Origin of the sequence: Microbacterium oxydans (genome assembly GCF_000956525.1) — a bacterium.
Taxonomy (GTDB): Bacteria; Actinomycetota; Actinomycetes; order Actinomycetales; family Microbacteriaceae; genus Microbacterium; species Microbacterium oxydans_A.
Window position 1 is genome coordinate 580,951 of the sequence record NZ_JYIW01000026.1, and the last position, 16,584, is coordinate 597,534.

A 16,584-nucleotide genomic window follows, 5' to 3' on the forward strand; every position below is an offset into this window, starting at 1 on the left:
CTACGAGCGGTCGCCGACATGACACCGGTGCGACGCCGACGAGGCGGGAAGCCCAGCAGCAGTGCGACTCAGACCGCCGCGGGAACCGCCGAGACGGTGCGGTCGATCGTGAACTGACCGAGTACACGGGTCGAGATGTAGAGCACGGCGGTCTGACCGGGAGCGACGCCGTCGAGCGGCTGATCCGGAACGACCCGCACGCCGTCGGTCGAGACGTACGCGGTCGCCGGAACAGGCTCGGCGTGCGCCCGGATCTGCACCTCGCACGCGAACTCGTCAGCGGTCGGCGCGGCTCCCGCCCAGCTGAACCGCTCCCCCGAGATCTCACCGATCGCGAGTGCTTCCTTCGGCCCGACGACGACCGTGTTCGAGACCGGACGCACTTCGAGCACGAACCGCGGCTTTCCATCAGCTGCCGGGACCCCGAGCTTCAGTCCGCGGCGCTGGCCGACGGTGAACGCGTGGGCTCCCTCGTGCGAGCCGACGACCGATCCGGCTCGGTCGACGATCTCGCCAGTGGCCGTGCCGACCTTCTCGGCGAGCCAACCACGGGTGTCGCCGTCCGGGATGAAGCAGATGTCGTGGCTGTCGGGCTTCTGCGCGACCGTGAGACCGCGCTCGGCGGCCTCGGCGCGCACGACGGCCTTCGACGGCGTCGTGCCGAGCGGGAAGTAGGTATGCGCAAGCTGCTCAGCGGTCAGGACGCCGAGCACATAGGACTGATCCTTCGCGTTATCGGCAGCGCGATGCAGCTCGAGTCCCTGCTCACCATCGATCAGCGTCGCGTAGTGACCGGTGCACACGGCGTCGAACCCGAGTTCGATCGCGCGCTCGAGCAGCGCAGCGAACTTGATCTTCTCGTTGCATCGCATGCATGGGTTCGGAGTGCGCCCGGCCTGGTACTCGGCGATGAAGTCGTCGATCACGTCGTCGCGGAACCGCTCAGAGAAGTCCCAGACGTAGAAAGGTATCCCGAGGAGATCCGACGCCCTCCGGGCATCCATCGCGTCCTCGATCGTGCAGCAGCCGCGGCTGCCGGTACGGAGCGTCCCTCCGGCACGCGAGAGCGCGAGGTGCACGCCGACCACATCATGACCGGCATCCACCGCGCGGGCAGCGGCGACGGCGGAGTCCACTCCCCCGCTCATGGCCGCAAGAATACGCATGAGTCCAGTCTACGAGCGAGAAGCTGGACCGGACCCGGATGCCCTGAGGTACGCGTCTCCGATCGCCGCGAGCACGGCATCCACATCGGCATCCGTCGAGGTGCGGCCCAGCGTGAAACGCAGCACACTCCTGGCATCGGCCTCGTCGCGACCCATCGCGATCACGACGTGCGAGGGCTCTGCGACACCCGCCTGGCAGGCTGACCCGGTCGAGGCTGCAACGCCTGCGACGTCGAGCAGGAACAGCAGGCTCTCCCCGACCGCGCCGGGGAACAGCACGTGCACGTTCCCCGGCAGACGGTCGACGGGATCGCCGAGCAGCACGGCGGTCGGGACCCGTGATCGGATGCCGTCGGCGAGCCGATCCCGCAGCGCGCGGAGCCGGACGCTCTCCGACACCCGCTCACGCTCCGCGAGTTCGAGCGCCGTCGCGAACGCCACAGCGCCGGGAACGTCCTGGGTACCCGCGCGCAATCCGCGCTGCTGGGCACCGCCGCGGAGCAGCGCCTCGAGACGAGCGGTCCGAGCCACCACGAGCGCGCCGATGCCGACGGGCGCCGCGATCTTGTGTCCCGCCACGCTCAGCGCGACCAGGCCCACGCCCGCTCCGGCGTCGCCGCGGAGCCGACGGAACGACACCGGGACATGTCCGAGGGCCGATACGGCGTCCAGATGCAGCGGGACGCCGGCCGACGCCGCGGCGGCGGAGAGCGTCGCGGCATCGTTGATCGTGCCCACCTCGTTGTTCGCGATCAGTGCGGTCGCCAGTGCCGCACCGGGGAGTCGCTCCGCGAAGAGCAGCGGATCGATCCTCGCCTGCGTAGACACGGGCACGGAGCGAACGTTCGCGCCGCGAGCCGCGAGTGCGGCGACCGTGTCCATGGTCGCGTGATGCTCGGCATCCGGCAGCACGATCGCATCGGTTTCATCTGCGCGTGCACTCCACAGCCCCTGCAGCGCGAGGTTGATCGACTCGGTGCCCCCGGAGGTGAACACGACCTCGATCGGGTCGGATTCGAGCACCGCTGCGACGCGTTCACGTGCCTCTTCCAGCACCCGGCGGGCGTCCTGCCCTGCACCGTGCGTCGACGATGCGTTCCCGACCGTGTCCGACGCCGCGAGCCAGGCGTCTCGCACTTCGGGGCGCAGCGGAGTCGTCGCCGCGTGATCGAGGTAATGCCGCATGTTCCCATGCTCTCTCATTTCGACCGGGTCACGGCGTGCACGTCTGTGCATCCGCCGTCCGTCCGGGCGTTCCGCGCCCTCTAGGGTGTATTCATGCCCGCGACCCGAGACTTCACCGCGCCCGGCGGAACCGCACTCGACAACCTCGGCGTGCGTCTGCACGACGGAGTCGGCACGCTCCGCGTCTGGTCGCAGAACGCCGCATCCGTCGAGCTCGTCGTGTTCGACGCCACAGACCTCGACTGGGCGACCGATCAGATCGCGCTCGATCGGCTGCCAGGCGGCATCTGGGAGGTCACCACTCCCCTGCTGCAGGCCGGTACCAGGTATGCGATCCGCGTGGGCGGCCCGCACGGGCCGGGCAACACCTTCAACCCGGAGACCATGCTCCTCGACCCGTACGCGCGCGGTCTCGCACAGGGCGACGGCTACGAGGAGTGGCGCAGCGTCGTGATCGTCGACGGCTTCGACTGGGGCGACTCGCAGAAGCCTCGCGTGCCGCTCGACCGCACGATCATCTACGAGGGTCACCTCAAGGGGCTCACGAAGCGGCATCCCGGCGTTCCGCCCGCGCTGCACGGCACCTATGCGGGGCTCGCGCATCCCGCGATGATCGAGTACTTCCATTCCATCGGCATCACCTCGGTCGAGCTGCTCCCGGTGCATGCATTCGTGCCGGAGCCGCGGCTCCTCGAGCGCGGGCTCACCAACTACTGGGGCTACAACACCCTCAACTTCTTCACACCGCACACGGCGTACGCGACCGATGAGGCCAGGAAGGAAGGCCCGGAGGCGGTGCTCGCCGAGTTCAAGGGCATGGTGCGGCTGCTGCACGAGGCCGGGCTCGAGGTCATCCTGGATGTGGTCTACAACCACACCTCCGAGGAAGGCATCGGCGGACCGCGATCGAGCCTGCGCGGCATCGACAATGCGAGCTACTACCGGCAGGACGACGCGGGCATCTACATCGACACCACCGGTTGCGGCAACACACTGAACACCTCGACGGATGCCGGCGCCAGGCTCGTGCTGGACTCGCTGCGCTACTGGGCGCAGGAGATGCAGATCGACGGATTCCGGTTCGACCTCGCGACCGCGATCGCCCGCGACGGGGCGCACACCTACACTCCAGAGCACCCGCTGCTCACGGCGATCGCGAACGATCCGGTGCTGCGCGACACCAAGCTCATCACCGAGCCATGGGACGTCGGCCTGGGCGGCTGGCACACCGGGAACTTCCCTGCCGGCTGGCATGAGTGGAACGACCGCTACCGTGACCGCGTCCGCAATTTCTGGCTCAGCGACATCGACTACGCGCGGCGAGCGTCCGCACCGGTCGGCATCGGCGGGTTCGCGACCCGGCTCGCGGGATCGTCGAACACGTTCTGCGACGAACGAGGGCCGCTCGCGAGCGTGAACTTCGTCACCGCCCACGACGGCTTCACACTGCACGATCTGGTGGCGTACGACGTCAAGCACAACGATGCCAACGGCGAGCAGAACCGCGACGGCGCCGACATGAACCGCTCGTTCAACCACGGCGTCGAGGGTCCGACCGACGACCCGACGATCCTGGCCGCACGGCGCAAGGCGATGCGCAACCTGCTCGGCACGCTGCTGCTCTCCGCCGGCATCCCGATGCTGACCGCGGGCGATGAGGTCGGACGCACGCAGCGCGGGAACAACAACGCTTACGCCCAGGACTCGGCGCTCACCTGGCTCGGTTGGGAGTTCGAGCCGTGGCAGGACGACCTCCGAGCCCACGTGACGCGCCTGATCCAGCTGCGCGCGGAGAATCCGGCCCTTCGGCCCAGTCGGTATGCGCGTCTGGGAGAGCACATCCCGAACGCTTCGGTGATGGACTGGTTCGACCAGAACGGCGAGACGATGGAGAGCAGCCGCTGGAACGATCCGCGAAATCGGACGCTGCAGTACGTAGCCGCCTCCACGCCGGAGAACGAGGACTACAACCGCATCCTCCTGATCGTGCACGGCACCGAGTCGCCGATCGACGTCACCCTGCCGGTGGAGATCGAGGACGCGACCCGATTCGTGTCGCTCTGGTCGAGCGCCGATGAGCGCCCATCGGATGCCGGCGGCGTGTTCGCGCCCGGCGATGTCCTGCCGATCCCCGGCACCTCGATGCACCTGTTCCGGGTGGAATGACACCGCTGCCGTCGAATTGACTTAAGGGGTGCCGACGCACCCTGTCAAGTCGTTTCCGCAGCTCGCCACGGACGGTACATTCGGGGTGTGGCTGCACGCAGTGGTACCCGATCCTCAGTTCTCCGGAGCTCCGCCCAGATCCCGACGCGCCCCCTGGGCGGCGCCGGCAACCTCGTCGCCGACGGCATCGACACCAGAGCGGGGCGCATCCCGCTGCTCGACGGAACCCCCGCGGTCCCGGGCGGCTACCCCGCCAAGGCATTCGTCGGCGAAGTCGTCCCTTTCACCGTCGTCTCGTTCCGCGAAGGACACGACTCGATCGGCGTGCACCTGCGGTTGACATCGCCTGAGGGCGAAGAGGCCCTGCACCGCCTCAGTCCGCGCGCCGATGGCACGGATCGGTGGGCTGTCGAGGTCTTGATCGACCAGCAGGGCACCTGGACGTATCGCTTCGAGGGCTTCGCCGACGACTTCGCCACGTGGGCGCATGCCGCGTCGCTGAAGGTCGCTGCCGGCGTGGATGTGCCTGTGATGGGCGCTCTCGGCGCAGAGATCCTGACGCGCGCGGCGGCAGAGACCGATCGACCCGCAGCGCAGCGCAAGCGGCTGAAGGCGGATGCCGAGGCCCTCAGTCGTGGCGAGGCCGACACGACACTCGCACTCTCGCTCGACCCGACCCTCGCCGCCGTCTTCGCTGAACGCCCCGTGGCGTCGCTGCGCTCCGCGGGCGAGGAGCAGCGGCTGCTCGTCGACCGCACGGCCGCCGGCGTCGCGGCCTGGTACGAGTTCTTCCCGCGGTCGGAGGGCGCCAAGCGTCTCAAGGACGGCACGGTGAAGAGCGGCACGTTCCGCACCGCGGCCAAGCGCCTGCCCGGCGTCGCCGCGATGGGCTTCGATGTCGTCTACCTCGTGCCGATCCATCCGATCGGCACGAGCAACCGCAAGGGACGCAACAACACGCTCACCACCGAGCCCGGTGATCCCGGATCGCCCTATGCGATCGGTGCCGCCGACGGCGGGCACGACGCGATCCATGCCGATCTCGGCACGGCGCAGGACTTCCGGGCGTTCGTGCGCGCTGCACAGAAGGTCGGCCTCGAGGTCGCGCTCGATCTCGCGCTGCAGGCGTCACCGGATCACCCGTGGGTCGCCGAGCATCCGGAGTGGTTCACGACTCTGCCTGACGGCTCGATCGCATACGCCGAGAACCCGCCGAAGAAGTACCAGGACATCTATCCGCTCAACTTCGACAACGACCCCGCTAGCATCTACGCCGAGATGTTGCGCATCGTGCAGCACTGGGTCGCCCAGGGGGTGAAGATCTTCCGTGTCGACAACCCGCACACCAAGCCGCTGCAGTTCTGGGAATGGCTGATCGCGACGGTCAACGCGCAGGATCCGGACGTGATCTTCCTCGCCGAGGCCTTCACACGACCTGCCGTGATGCGCTCGCTCGCAGCAGTGGGATTCCAGCAGAGCTACAGCTACTTCACGTGGCGCAACACCAAGGACGAGCTCGAGGAGTTCCTCACCTCGGTGTCGCAGGAGACGAGCGACTACATGCGCCCGAACCTCTTCGTGAACACCCACGACATCCTCACCGAGTACCTGCAGTTCGGCGGCCGCGCGGCGTATCGGATCCGGGCGTGCATCGCGGCCACGGCGGCTCCGCTCTGGGGCGTGTACGCCGGCTACGAACTCATCGAGAACGTCGCCCGTCCCGGCTCGGAAGAGAACATCGACAACGAGAAGTACGAATTCAAGTTCCGCGACTGGGAGGGTGCGGAGGAACGCGGCGAATCGCTCGCTCCCCTGCTGCGACGCCTCAACGCCATCCGTCACGAGCATCCGGCCCTCCGACAGCTGCGCAACTTCCGTGCGCACTGGAGCGACGACGATGCAGTGCTCGTCTACAGCAAGCATCTCGACGCGGCGTTCACCGGAACCGGCACGGCCGACACGATCATCGTCGTCGCCAACGTCGATCCGCACTCCGTCCGAGAGACCACGGTCCACCTCGACACGACTGTCTGGGGTGTACCCGAAGGGACCTCGTTCGAGGTCGAGGATCTGCTCACCGGCGACGTCTGGACCTGGGCGGATCACAACTACGTACGGCTCGACGCGTTCGCCGAACCCGTGCACATCCTGAAGGTGAGGGAACGAGCATGAGTTCCATCGAGGACATCACGGCATCCACCGAATGGGAGGCCGTCGCAGGCGGCTCCCATCACGAGCCCCATGCCGTGCTCGGCGCCCATCCGGTGACGGATGCCGCCGGCCGCACGGCCACCGTCGTCCGTGCCCGGCGTCCGCTCGCAGCATCCGTCGCAGCGGTGTTCGCCGACGGGACCCGTCTGGAGCTCGAGCACGCCGCGCACGGGATCTGGGAGGCACGTCACGACGGTCCGCCGGTGCCCTACCGTCTGGCGACCGCCTACGGCGACGACGCGGAGACGACCGCTGGAGACCCGTATCGGCACCTTCCGACGCTGGGAGAGCTCGACGTCCACCTGATCGCCGAGGGACGCCACGAGCGCCTCTGGGAGGTCCTCGGGGCCCATCCGCGCACCTCGGGCGGCGAAGACGGCGTCGCGTTCACCGTGTGGGCGCCCAACGCCACAGCCGTCCGCGTGGCGGGCGATCACAACGGCTGGAACGGCGAGGCCCACGCCATGCGTTCGATGGGCGTGAGCGGACTCTGGGAGCTGTTCATCCCCGATCTCGCGGCTGGCAGCAAGTACAAGTTCCAGATCCGCACGCGCGACGGCAACTGGATCCTGAAGGCCGACCCGATGGCGCTGAGCGCCGAGGTTCCGCCGGCGACAGCCTCGGTCGTGGCGAGCTCGACCTACGAGTGGTCCGACGGCGCGTGGATGACCCGCCGCGCAGCGACCCATGCCGTCGCCCAGCCCCTGTCGATCTATGAGATCCATCTCGGCTCCTGGCGTGGCGGGCTCGGATACCGCGATGCCGCCGATCCGCTGATCGAGCACGTGCTCGAGACCGGCTTCACGCACGTCGAGTTCATGCCGCTCGCCGAGCACCCCTTCGGCGGATCCTGGGGCTACCAGGTGAGCGGGTACTACGCGCCGACGAGCCGCTTCGGCGGTCCGGACGACCTGCGGTACCTGATCGACCGTCTGCACCGGGCAGGCATCGGCGTGATCATGGACTGGGTCCCCGGGCACTTCCCGAAGGACGCGTTCGCGCTCGCCCGCTTCGACGGTCAGCCGCTGTACGAGCACCCGGATCCGCGGCGCGGTGAGCACCAGGACTGGGGCACGCTGATCTTCGACTACGGCCGGTCCGAGGTGCGCAACTTCCTCGTGGCGAACGCGCTGTACTGGTTCAGCGAGTTCCACGTCGACGGGCTCCGCGTCGACGCGGTGGCGTCGATGCTCTACCTCGACTACTCCCGCAACGCCGGCGAATGGGAGCGGAACATCCATGGCGGCCGCGAGAACCTCGAGGCCATCCGCTTCCTGCAGGAGGTCAACGCGACCGCCTACCGGCTGCACCCCGGCATCATGATGATCGCCGAGGAGTCGACGAGCTTCCCCGGCGTCACGGCGCCGACCGATCACGCCGGTCTCGGCTTCGGCTTCAAATGGAACATGGGGTGGATGAACGACTCCCTCCAGTACATCGAGCGCGACCCGATGTACCGCGCGCACCACGAGGGTGAGATGACGTTCTCCTTCGTGTACGCCTTCGGCGAGAACTACCTGCTGCCGATCAGCCACGACGAGGTCGTGCACGGCAAGGGAAGCCTCATCTCGAAGATGCCGGGCGACCACTGGCACAAGCTCGCCAACGTGCGCTCGTACCTGGCCTACATGTGGGGGCACCCCGGCAAGAAGCTGCTGTTCATGGGGCAGGAGTTCGGCCAGCTCGCCGAGTGGTCGGAAGGGCGCGAGATCGACTGGTGGCTGCTCGACCAGCCGTCGCACCGTCAGCTCCAGAGCTTCGTGGGGGCCTTGAACCAGACCTACCGTGCACAGGCGCCCCTCTGGGTGCGCGACAACGAAGCGTCCTCGTTCACGCGCCTCGGCGCGCCGAGCTGGGACCCGACCGTCATCGCGTTCGAGCGTCGCGACGCGCACGGCGGGCGCCTTGTGGTGATCAGCAACTTCGCTGGCGTCGAGCACGCCGGATATCGCCTTGCACTCCCCCGCGAGGGCGTGTGGGAAGAGATCCTCAACTCCGACGCCGGCGAGTACGGCGGACGCGGCTCAGGCAACCTCGGCATGGTGATCGCGCACCAGGAGGGCGATGCTGCGGTCGCCACGCTCACGTTGCCTGCGCTGTCGACGCTGTGGCTGCGCTACCAGAGCGACCCGCACGTGCCGACGATCAGCCACGGCTGACGCGGGGCGCACGCCGAACGACACCGCCGCCACGCTCTCAGGCGTTGCGGCGGTGTCGTCGCCGGGAAGCCTGCGCGACGTCCTCTGTCAGAACAGCAGCGACGTGAGTCGGTTGCGCGCCGCGATGACGCGCGGGTCGGTCGCACCGATCAGCCCGAAGAGCTCCACCAGTCGCTCGCGCACCGGAGTGCGCTCATCGACGGGAAGCTGCGGGAACAGATCGAGCAGCCGCCCGAACGCATCCTCGACGTGGCCGCCGGCCAGGTCGAGGTCTGCGACGTCGAACTGCGCCTGCACGTCGAGCGGTGCGGCGGCGGCAGCGGCACGCGCTGCCTGAAGCTCGAGCCCCTGCACGCGGTGCAGCAGCCGAACCTGTCCGAGACCCGCGATCGCGTCCTCGTCACGCGGGTTCTCGGCGAGAGCCTTCTCGTAGGCGGCGATGGCAGCGGCGTAGTCGCCGCTCTCGATCGCGGCGAACGCCTCGGCATGCAGCGGCGGCAGCTCCGGTTCGGCGGGTGCCTCATCGGCGACGGCATCCGCTCCGCCGATCGGCAGGGTCCCGGAGACGCCGTTCTGCGCGGCGACCTGCAGCAGCTGGGCGAAGACCTCGCGCACCTGCTCCTCTGGGACGGCGCCCGTGAACATCGGAACCGGCTGTCCGGCGATCAGCGCGACGACCATCGGAATGGACTGCGCCCGGAAGCTCTGCGACAGCTGCGGGTTCGCGTCGACGTCGACCTTCGCGAGCAGCACACGTCCGCCGTACTCGCGCGTGACCTTCTCGATGATCGGGCTGAGCTGGTTGCACGGCCCGCACCATTCGGCCCACAGATCCACGACGACCGGAACCGTCCGGGAGATCTCCAGGATCTGTCCGAACGTCGCATCCGTCGCATCGACGACCACGTCGCCGACGGGCTGCTGCGGTGTGCCTGCAGCCGCAGCGGGCGCACCGGGGGCCGGGCGGTTGCGGAGGCTCGAGAGGTCGACGGCGCCGCGGAGGGCGGCTGGGGAGATATCGGTCACTTGATCACCTTCACGGAGATGAGGTCTTGATGGACGGCGAGCAGTCGGATCGACTCGGACGAGCCCTGAGCGGGGACTGCGAAGAACATCTGGAATTGGTAGGTCGTCTCGACGCCCTTGGCTGACTCCGAAGCACCGGTGAGCGCCTTCGCCAGCGGGTTTTCGCCGTACCGGATCACGACGTCAGCGCTCGTCGGCGTGACGGTCTCGGTGTCGGTCAGCGACACCGCGACGACCGCGCCACTGTCGAGCGTCGTCATCGCGATCGGCGACTCGCTGGTCGGCGCCATGTCGAAGGCAACACTCGAGGTCGTCGACGCTCCCTTGTCGGCGAGGTTCTGCACGATCACCTGGCGGCTGTCCTTCACGGACTGTGCGTACTTCAGCGCCTGCTCGTCGAAGAGTCCATAGGAAGCGCTGGTCTCACCGGCATCAACGACATCGGCGAACGCTGCCGCAAGGTCGGCGGGAGGCACGCTGAGGAACGCCGAGTCCGCCGGCACCAGGGACGTTCCCAGCCATGCGGCCGCGACCTCGGGAAGCGCGACATCGGCCGACATCTCGGCGATGTTCGAGACCTTGTAGTTCGACCACGGATCCTGCTGCGTCGCGGTCAGGATCACGGGCGGCACCGTGTCATCGCTCGTGCTCTTCGACAGCAGCAGCACTGTGCGCGGCCAGCGGTCGGTCGCTTCGGGGAGCACGACCTCGACCTTGTCGGTCGGGATCGCCGCCGGCGGCGTGGTCTCGGGCAGCGCGGTGCGCAGAGCGTACTCGGTCGTGCGAGCCGTCAAGGCGGGGCCATCGAGACGCGTGGCCGCGAGGTCGATGTCCATCTTCGTGTCGGCCTCGACGAGCGTGGCGGAGATGTCGTTCAGGATGCGCGTCGCCTGCGATTCGGTCACAGCCGGCGGCTTCTGGTTGTCCGGCGCGATCACAGTCGGCGTGGGCGAGGGCGTCGCCGCAGGGTCGGTCAGCTGCGGCCAGGACTCCGCCGAGCATCCGGCCGCGAGCAGCACGGTGAGGCCGAGGGCCGGAAGCGCGAGCAGACGCAGCCGTCGGCGCTTCGGACGAGCCGCCCGCACCGAGCGCTGGGTCCCGGCATCCTTCTCCTCGTCCACGATCTCTGCATCCTCCGCGTCGGCCGGCGCCTGTGCGGGCGCATCGTTCTTCGGGGCGTCGAGTGCGGCTCGCTCGCTCGGCGGCAGCGCCGCGACGTCGATGGGCTCTGTGACCGGCAGCGGTCCCGGGCCCTTGCGACGCGGACCACGGCCGCGGCGCTGGTGACGGATCCCGAGGACGTACAGGATCAAACCAACGAGGAGCACTGCGCCACCGGCAGCCATGAGCGGGCCGGCGAGTGGAGTGCTGGTGTCGAGGGGCCAGGAGACCACGACGTCGTCGGGGGCGCTCTTCGTGCCGTCGTAGGCGACGAGGACGCTGACGCCCTCGGGAAGCTGCATGTTGTCGGCGATCAACCTGTCGGTGTCGCTGAACGAGTCGAGCCAGAGGTCGGAGCCGATGGGGTTCCGGGCGACGGGATCATCCGCCGGCGCGTCGGTCCCCTCGCTCGGTGCCGCGGTCTCGGTGTCCGCGGGCTGCTGCTGCGCGGCGACATGCTCGACATCGAGCTTGTCGTCATCCCCGACCGTCACGTGGTTGTAGTCGGAATCGGCGAGCCACGCCTGCATGTCGGCGGTGCGACCGTACGCCGCGAAGATGTCCCCATCGCCACGGATCAGCAGGGTCTGCGAACCGGGGTGGCTGCGCAGCACATCGCCGTCCATCAGCAGGAACGGTGCCGGCTCTGCGACCTCGACCCTCGTCTGCTCGGAGGACGGACCCATGAAGATGGTTCGCTGAGCGATACCGGCTCCGATGAGCACTGCAGCCAGCACGAAGGCCACGACGGCCCATACGAAACGCACGAATAGTCTCCTCACGCGTCACGGACTGCCGTCCAGACGCAACACTCGACGTTCCAGACTAGCGAAAACCAGCTGTGTGTTGCCCACAAGATGGTTCGCGTCACCTTCGCACGGCACGTCGCAGGGTGCCACGCCTACCTCCTCGGTAGCCTGGCAGCAGCCGTATCGAGGAGCTCAGATGAAGATTCACAACCCCTTCCGCACCGCCCTCGTGGCGACGCTCGGCGTTGGTCTGGGCATCCTGCTCATCGGCAGCGTCGAGAACCTCTCGACGGTGCTGCTCTACGTCGGTACAGCGCTGTTCCTCAGCCTCGGACTCGACCCGCTGGTCACATTCCTCGAGCGACGCAGGCTTCCGCGTTGGCTCGCCGTCCTGGTCACGATCCTCGGCGTGCTCGCCGTTTTCGTCGGCATCATCCTGATCGTCATTCCCGTCCTGGTCGAGCAGATCTCGCAGCTGGTGACCGAGATCGCGGCGATCGTGCAGCGGCAGACCCTGCTCGACGACATCCGAGACTGGATGGTCGGCACCTTCCCCAACCTCAAGGTGGACGAGGTCTTCGCGTACGTGTCCGATTGGCTGACCACGAATATCGCATCGATCGGCGGGTCGATCGGCCAAGGAGTGCTGGCAGCGAGCGGCGCGGTGCTCTCCGGTATGTTCGGCGCCTTCATCGTGTTGATCCTCACGATCTACCTCACGGCGTCCACGCCGTCGCTCAAGCGCGCGGTCTACCAGCTCGCGCCGGCATCGAAGCGCGAGCGCTTCATCGACCTGGCCGATCAGGTCACGGACTCCGTGGGCTACTACGTGATGGGTCAGGTCTCGCTCGGCGTCATCAACGGCATCCTCAGTGCGATCTATCTGTCGATCATCCAGGCTCCGTTCCCGGCGGTGCTCGCCGTGATCGCGTTCTTCTTCTCGCTGATCCCGCTCGTCGGCACCCTGACCGGGTCGACGCTGATCGTGCTCATCTGCCTGATCCCGGGCCTCGGCTCACCGCAGACCGCGCTGGCCGCAGCGATCTATTACCTGATCTACATGCAGATCGAGGCGTACGTCATCTCTCCGCGCATCATGAGTCGGGCCGTGTCCGTGCCCGGCGCAGTCGTCGTCGTGGCAGCTCTCGCCGGCGGCAGCCTGCTCGGACTCCTCGGCGCGCTGATCGCCATCCCTGTGGCGGCCAGCATCCTGATCATGTACCGCCAGGTGCTGATCCCGCGGATGAACGAACTCTGAGCGGGATGCTCAGTCCGCGGCCGGCCAGTGGGTTGCGAGCGGCAGGGCAGTGGGGTTCACGGCTGCGACGATCTCCGTGAGCACGCGGCGCGTCTGGTTCTCGCCGACCCAGAGGTGCTTCCCGCCCTCGACCGCGATCACCGTGGCGTGCGGGATCGAGGCGAATCTCTCGGTCGCCTCCGCCGGACGCAGGTAGTCATCGAACTCCGGCACGAGCACGACGACCGGAACGTCGGTCTCAGCCCACGCCGCGACCTCCTGGTCGGTCGCTCGATGCAGTGGCGGAGAGAGCAGGATCACTCCCTCGATGTCGTGCTGCCGTCCGTACTTGAGTGCGAGCTCAGTGCCGAATGACCAGCCGAGCAGCCACGGCCGCGGAAGGGACCGGTCCTTCACGAACGCCATGGCGGCGGCGACGTCGAACTGCTCGGCTGCTCCCCCATCAAAGGCACCATCGCTGGTGCCGCGCGGCGAGGTCGTCCCCCGCGTGTTGAAGCGAAGAACCGCGAGGTCTGCGAGCGCGGGAAGGCGACCGGCGGCCTTGCGCAGGATGTGCGAGTCCATGAATCCGCCGGCGGTGGGGAGCGGATGCAGCGTCACCAGTGTCGCCACCGGTGCATCGCTCTCCGGCAGGGCGAGCTCGCCGACGAGGCGCAGCCCGTCCGCCGTCTCCAGGACGATGTCCTCACGCTGAGCCGGAAGCTCGATCGGTCCGCGGATCTCGATGCTCACGCCATCCTCCAACAGTGTGTGTGCCAATGTCTGCGAGCTGCCAGGTCGGCGGCGTCACCCAGGACACCATCGGCCCTCCACGCGACGAGATGCGCGGTGGCTTCGGCGATCTGCCTGCCGCAACCAGGGCAGAGGTACTCCTTCTGCGCCTGCGCTGCAGAAACCGGCTGCACGATCCATTCCGTACCACGACGGGTCTCGGTGCGCTTCCATCCGGCGATCAGCCGATCGAGCGAGTCTTCGGCGTCAGGGCGCACCTGAGGCCGGCGTCGGGAGCGGGGCATGACGCCGGCTCACCACCAGTGGTTGTTGACCCAGAAGTTGTACGCGCCGGCCCAGCTGCCGTATCGGCCTGTGGCGTACCCGGTCGCCCAGCGAAGGTTGTCGACCGGGTCGTAGCCGTTCCCGGGAACCTTGCTGCACGGGAGCGCCTGCACCAGACCGCACGCACCGGACGACTTGTTGGTCGCGTTCGGATTCCAGCCGCTCTCGCGCGACACGATGTAGTCGACGTAGCCCTGATCCGCGGCAGCGATCCCGGCTGCGGACATCCACTCACCCGGGGCACCTCCGCCCGTGTAGAAGAGCGGTCCGCCCCCGCCGGTGCTGGTGCCTGAGTTCGACTTCTTCGTGGTCGAAGCGGGCTCGGGTGGCGGCGTCGGCTTCGGGGTCACGTAGACCTCGAACGTGCCTCGGACGATGGGCGCGATGTCGGCGCCCTCCACGGTGACGGTCAGGTTCTGGGTGTCATCGAGCGCAGCGGAGTACGCCGACTCCGGGGAGTCGGGTGCGACCGGATCTGCCAGTGCGATACCGGCCGGAGCGACGATCGCACCGGCGAATCCGACGACCGCGAGAGACGCGAAGACGGCGACCACACCTCGGCGACGGGACCAGCGGCGAGTACCGGAGCGCGATGGACGAGCCGTCGCTGTCGGCACCAGCGCGGCATCGATTCGTTCAGGAGTCATGTCGTTTCGGGAGTTCACGATGAAGGACAGTCTACGCAATGCCGCCTGAGACGGCCATGGGAGCGGTCAACGGACCGCCAGGATGACGTCGATGGTCGCATCGAGCAGGGCATCGACCTGCTCCTCGCGGTATCCGCCGCGCTGCATCCTGAAGGCCGCTGAGCGCAGCTGCTCTGCCGAGAGCGGCTCGCCGTCGCGCAGGTACCGAAGGATCCTGGTGGTCACGTGGTCGACCTCGTCGATCCGGTATCCGAAGGTCAGGACACCGGTTCGCGCGAACCGGTGGCGGCGCGGGCGGGTCAGGTGATCGAGGATGACCTGCGCGTCCTCGCGTGCTTCCTCGACCCAGGCATCAGCACCACGCGTGCGGACGACGCGCTCACGCTCGCGCGCGGCGAAGGCATCCTCCACGCGGCCGAGAGCCGCATCGACATCGCTGACGACATAGCCGTTCTTGACGAGAGGGAACGATGCCGTCCGCACGTCCGCAGCGTCGAGCTGCTCTCCCCCGGTCTCGAACTCGCGTCGCGCGGACGCGAGGAACGTGTCCACCGCGGCGCGGTGGTACCCCAGCGTCCGCCCGCTCGTGAGCGCGAACGCCGGAGGCGCCTGCGGTTCGGTCTCGTCGAGTGATCGTTCTGTCATCACAACACCACCCAGGGTGAGAAGAGGAAGTAGAGAGCCAAAGCGGGAATCGTCGACGGCAGGATGCTGTCCAGACGGTCGAGCAGGCCACCGTGTCCGGGGAGCCAGGAACTCATGTCCTTGATCCCGATATCGCGCTTCAGCATCGACTCGCCGAGATCGCCGAGCGTCGCCGTCAGCAGGATCGATCCGCCGAAGACGAGTCCCATCCACCACGGCAGATCGAGCAGGAACAGGGCGAGCAGGACGCCGGCGATCAAGGATGCCGCGACCGCGCCGGCGAAGCCCTCCCAGGTCTTCTTGGGGCTGATCTTCGGGGCCATCGGATGGCGGCCGAACGCGAGACCTGCCGCGTATGCACCGGTGTCAGCGGCGACGGCGACCGCGATGAATCCGAGCACCCACCACTGGCCGCCTTCCTGCTTCAGCAGGATGAGCGCCACGCCGGCGAGGAACGGGACATAGATCTGGACGAATCCGCCGACGATCGCATCCGCCAGGACGTCGCCGTAGGTGCGACCGTCCTTCTCGATCATCTGCGACATCAGACGCCAGACGATCACGAACGCGACCGCGAGGAACAGCATGATCCAGCACAGCCAGATCTCGGCGAAGTAGGCCGAGAGCACCAGCAACGTTGCAGCGATCAGTTGCGGGACGACGTCGACACGACGACCGGCAGTGCGCAGTGCACGTGACAGCTCCCAGACACCGAGCAGCGCAGCAGCGAGAGCGAAGGGCACGAACAGGATCTTGATGAACAGCAGCGACCCGAGGAGCGCCGCCCCGAAGGCCAAGCCGATCAGGATGGCGAGGATGAGGTCGCGTCCGGTGCGCTCCTTGATCCGCTCGTTGGCCTGGTCGAGCTGATCTCGGGCATACGACACGTGGGTCCCGAGCTCGTCCCTGGCAGCGCGCCACTGCTCGCGGATCGCGTTGTGATCCGCGGTGTCGAGCAGATCGATCGCGGGCCCCTCGGCGCCGCCGGCGTTCACGGTGCTCGCCGGCATGGGCGGACGCGGCGGGATGCTGGTGGTGTCGAACCCGGGGAACGCAGCATCAGCCAGCGGCGCACCCGCATCGGGGACGGCCTGCTGGCGCGAGTCTCCCCGCGCCGGCTTGCCCTCCTCAGGGTCTCGCGTGTCGTCGGACATC

13 protein-coding genes are annotated in these 16,584 nt (G+C 68.0%); 4 read left to right on the forward strand and 9 right to left on the reverse strand.

All coding sequences use genetic code 11. The features are described 5' to 3' along the window. Positions 1-68: 68 nt before the first annotated feature. Entirely contained in the window at positions 69-1,166 is a 1,098-nt protein-coding gene (mnmA, locus tag RS83_RS15430; RefSeq protein ID WP_082071693.1) for a tRNA 2-thiouridine(34) synthase MnmA, read from the reverse strand. 9 nt (positions 1,167-1,175) lie between these two features. Further along, on the reverse strand, positions 1,176-2,351 hold the full coding sequence (locus RS83_RS15435) for a cysteine desulfurase family protein (protein ID WP_045280363.1): 1,176 nt from the start codon (positions 2,349-2,351) through the stop codon (positions 1,176-1,178). Between the two features lie 93 nt (positions 2,352-2,444). Between RS83_RS15435 and glgX the strand changes: the two genes are divergently transcribed. From glgX to glgB, 3 genes are all read left to right on the forward strand, one after another. Next, the gene (glgX, locus tag RS83_RS15440; RefSeq protein ID WP_045280364.1) at positions 2,445-4,517 is read left to right on the forward strand and encodes a glycogen debranching protein GlgX; all 2,073 of its coding nucleotides are present in this window, start codon (positions 2,445-2,447) and stop codon (positions 4,515-4,517) included. A gap of 87 nt (positions 4,518-4,604) precedes the next feature. Continuing rightward, a complete protein-coding gene (locus tag RS83_RS15445; RefSeq protein ID WP_052679143.1) occupies positions 4,605-6,689 on the forward strand; it encodes an alpha-1,4-glucan--maltose-1-phosphate maltosyltransferase in 2,085 nt (694 codons plus the stop codon). Next, positions 6,686-8,887: a 1,4-alpha-glucan branching protein GlgB gene (gene glgB, locus RS83_RS15450; RefSeq protein WP_045280365.1), complete on the forward strand. Its 2,202-nt coding sequence runs from the start codon at positions 6,686-6,688 to the stop codon at positions 8,885-8,887. Before RS83_RS15445 ends, glgB begins: the two co-directional genes overlap by 4 nt. Positions 8,888-8,974: 87 nt before the next feature. Here glgB and RS83_RS15455 read toward each other — a convergent pair whose 3' ends face one another. Together RS83_RS15455 and RS83_RS15460 are read right to left on the reverse strand one after the other, a co-directional pair. Continuing rightward, a complete protein-coding gene (locus RS83_RS15455) occupies positions 8,975-9,913 on the reverse strand; it encodes a tetratricopeptide repeat protein (RefSeq protein WP_045280366.1) in 939 nt (312 codons plus the stop codon). Continuing rightward, positions 9,910-11,841, reverse strand: a complete 1,932-nt coding sequence (locus RS83_RS15460) for a hypothetical protein (protein ID WP_045280367.1) — start codon at positions 11,839-11,841, stop codon at positions 9,910-9,912. The genes RS83_RS15455 and RS83_RS15460 overlap by 4 nt, the downstream gene beginning before the upstream one ends. A 178-nt stretch (positions 11,842-12,019) precedes the next feature. Here RS83_RS15460 and RS83_RS15465 point away from each other — a divergent pair, with 178 nt between their 5' ends. Then, entirely contained in the window at positions 12,020-13,081 is a 1,062-nt protein-coding gene (locus tag RS83_RS15465; RefSeq protein ID WP_045280368.1) for an AI-2E family transporter, read from the forward strand. 9 nt (positions 13,082-13,090) lie between these two features. Here RS83_RS15465 and RS83_RS15470 read toward each other — a convergent pair whose 3' ends face one another. The 5 genes from RS83_RS15470 to RS83_RS15485 all read right to left on the reverse strand — a co-directional run bounded on the left by RS83_RS15470 (position 13,091) and on the right by RS83_RS15485 (position 16,583). Next, the gene (locus RS83_RS15470) at positions 13,091-13,807 is read right to left on the reverse strand and encodes an alpha/beta hydrolase (protein ID WP_045280893.1); all 717 of its coding nucleotides are present in this window, start codon (positions 13,805-13,807) and stop codon (positions 13,091-13,093) included. A gap of 2 nt (positions 13,808-13,809) precedes the next feature. Beyond that, the gene (locus RS83_RS19160; RefSeq protein ID WP_082071694.1) at positions 13,810-14,097 is read right to left on the reverse strand and encodes a hypothetical protein; all 288 of its coding nucleotides are present in this window, start codon (positions 14,095-14,097) and stop codon (positions 13,810-13,812) included. Between the two features lie 9 nt (positions 14,098-14,106). Beyond that, positions 14,107-14,784, reverse strand: coding sequence for a transglycosylase SLT domain-containing protein (locus tag RS83_RS15475; RefSeq protein ID WP_156153229.1), 678 nt, complete (start codon positions 14,782-14,784; stop codon positions 14,107-14,109). A gap of 66 nt (positions 14,785-14,850) precedes the next feature. Then, entirely contained in the window at positions 14,851-15,429 is a 579-nt protein-coding gene (locus RS83_RS15480; protein ID WP_045280370.1) for a DivIVA domain-containing protein, read from the reverse strand. Then, positions 15,429-16,583 (reverse strand): phosphatidate cytidylyltransferase, encoded by a 1,155-nt coding sequence (locus RS83_RS15485; RefSeq protein WP_052679187.1) that lies wholly within the window; start codon positions 16,581-16,583, stop codon positions 15,429-15,431. The genes RS83_RS15480 and RS83_RS15485 overlap by 1 nt, the downstream gene beginning before the upstream one ends. Position 16,584 lies beyond the last annotated feature (1 nt).

Coding starts and splice junctions, on each gene's coding strand:
- mnmA (WP_082071693.1), bottom strand. CDS start 1,166: ATGCGTATTCTTGCGGCCATGAGCGGGGGAGTGGACTCCGCCGTCGCC.
- RS83_RS15435 (WP_045280363.1), bottom strand. CDS start 2,351: ATGCGGCATTACCTCGATCACGCGGCGACGACTCCGCTGCGCCCCGAA.
- glgX (WP_045280364.1), top strand. CDS start 2,445: ATGCCCGCGACCCGAGACTTCACCGCGCCCGGCGGAACCGCACTCGAC.
- glgB (WP_045280365.1), top strand. CDS start 6,686: ATGAGTTCCATCGAGGACATCACGGCATCCACCGAATGGGAGGCCGTC.
- RS83_RS15465 (WP_045280368.1), top strand. CDS start 12,020: ATGAAGATTCACAACCCCTTCCGCACCGCCCTCGTGGCGACGCTCGGC.
- RS83_RS19160 (WP_082071694.1), bottom strand. CDS start 14,097: ATGCCCCGCTCCCGACGCCGGCCTCAGGTGCGCCCTGACGCCGAAGAC.
- RS83_RS15475 (WP_156153229.1), bottom strand. CDS start 14,784: ATGACTCCTGAACGAATCGATGCCGCGCTGGTGCCGACAGCGACGGCT.
- RS83_RS15480 (WP_045280370.1), bottom strand. CDS start 15,429: ATGACAGAACGATCACTCGACGAGACCGAACCGCAGGCGCCTCCGGCG.
- RS83_RS15485 (WP_052679187.1), bottom strand. CDS start 16,583: ATGTCCGACGACACGCGAGACCCTGAGGAGGGCAAGCCGGCGCGGGGA.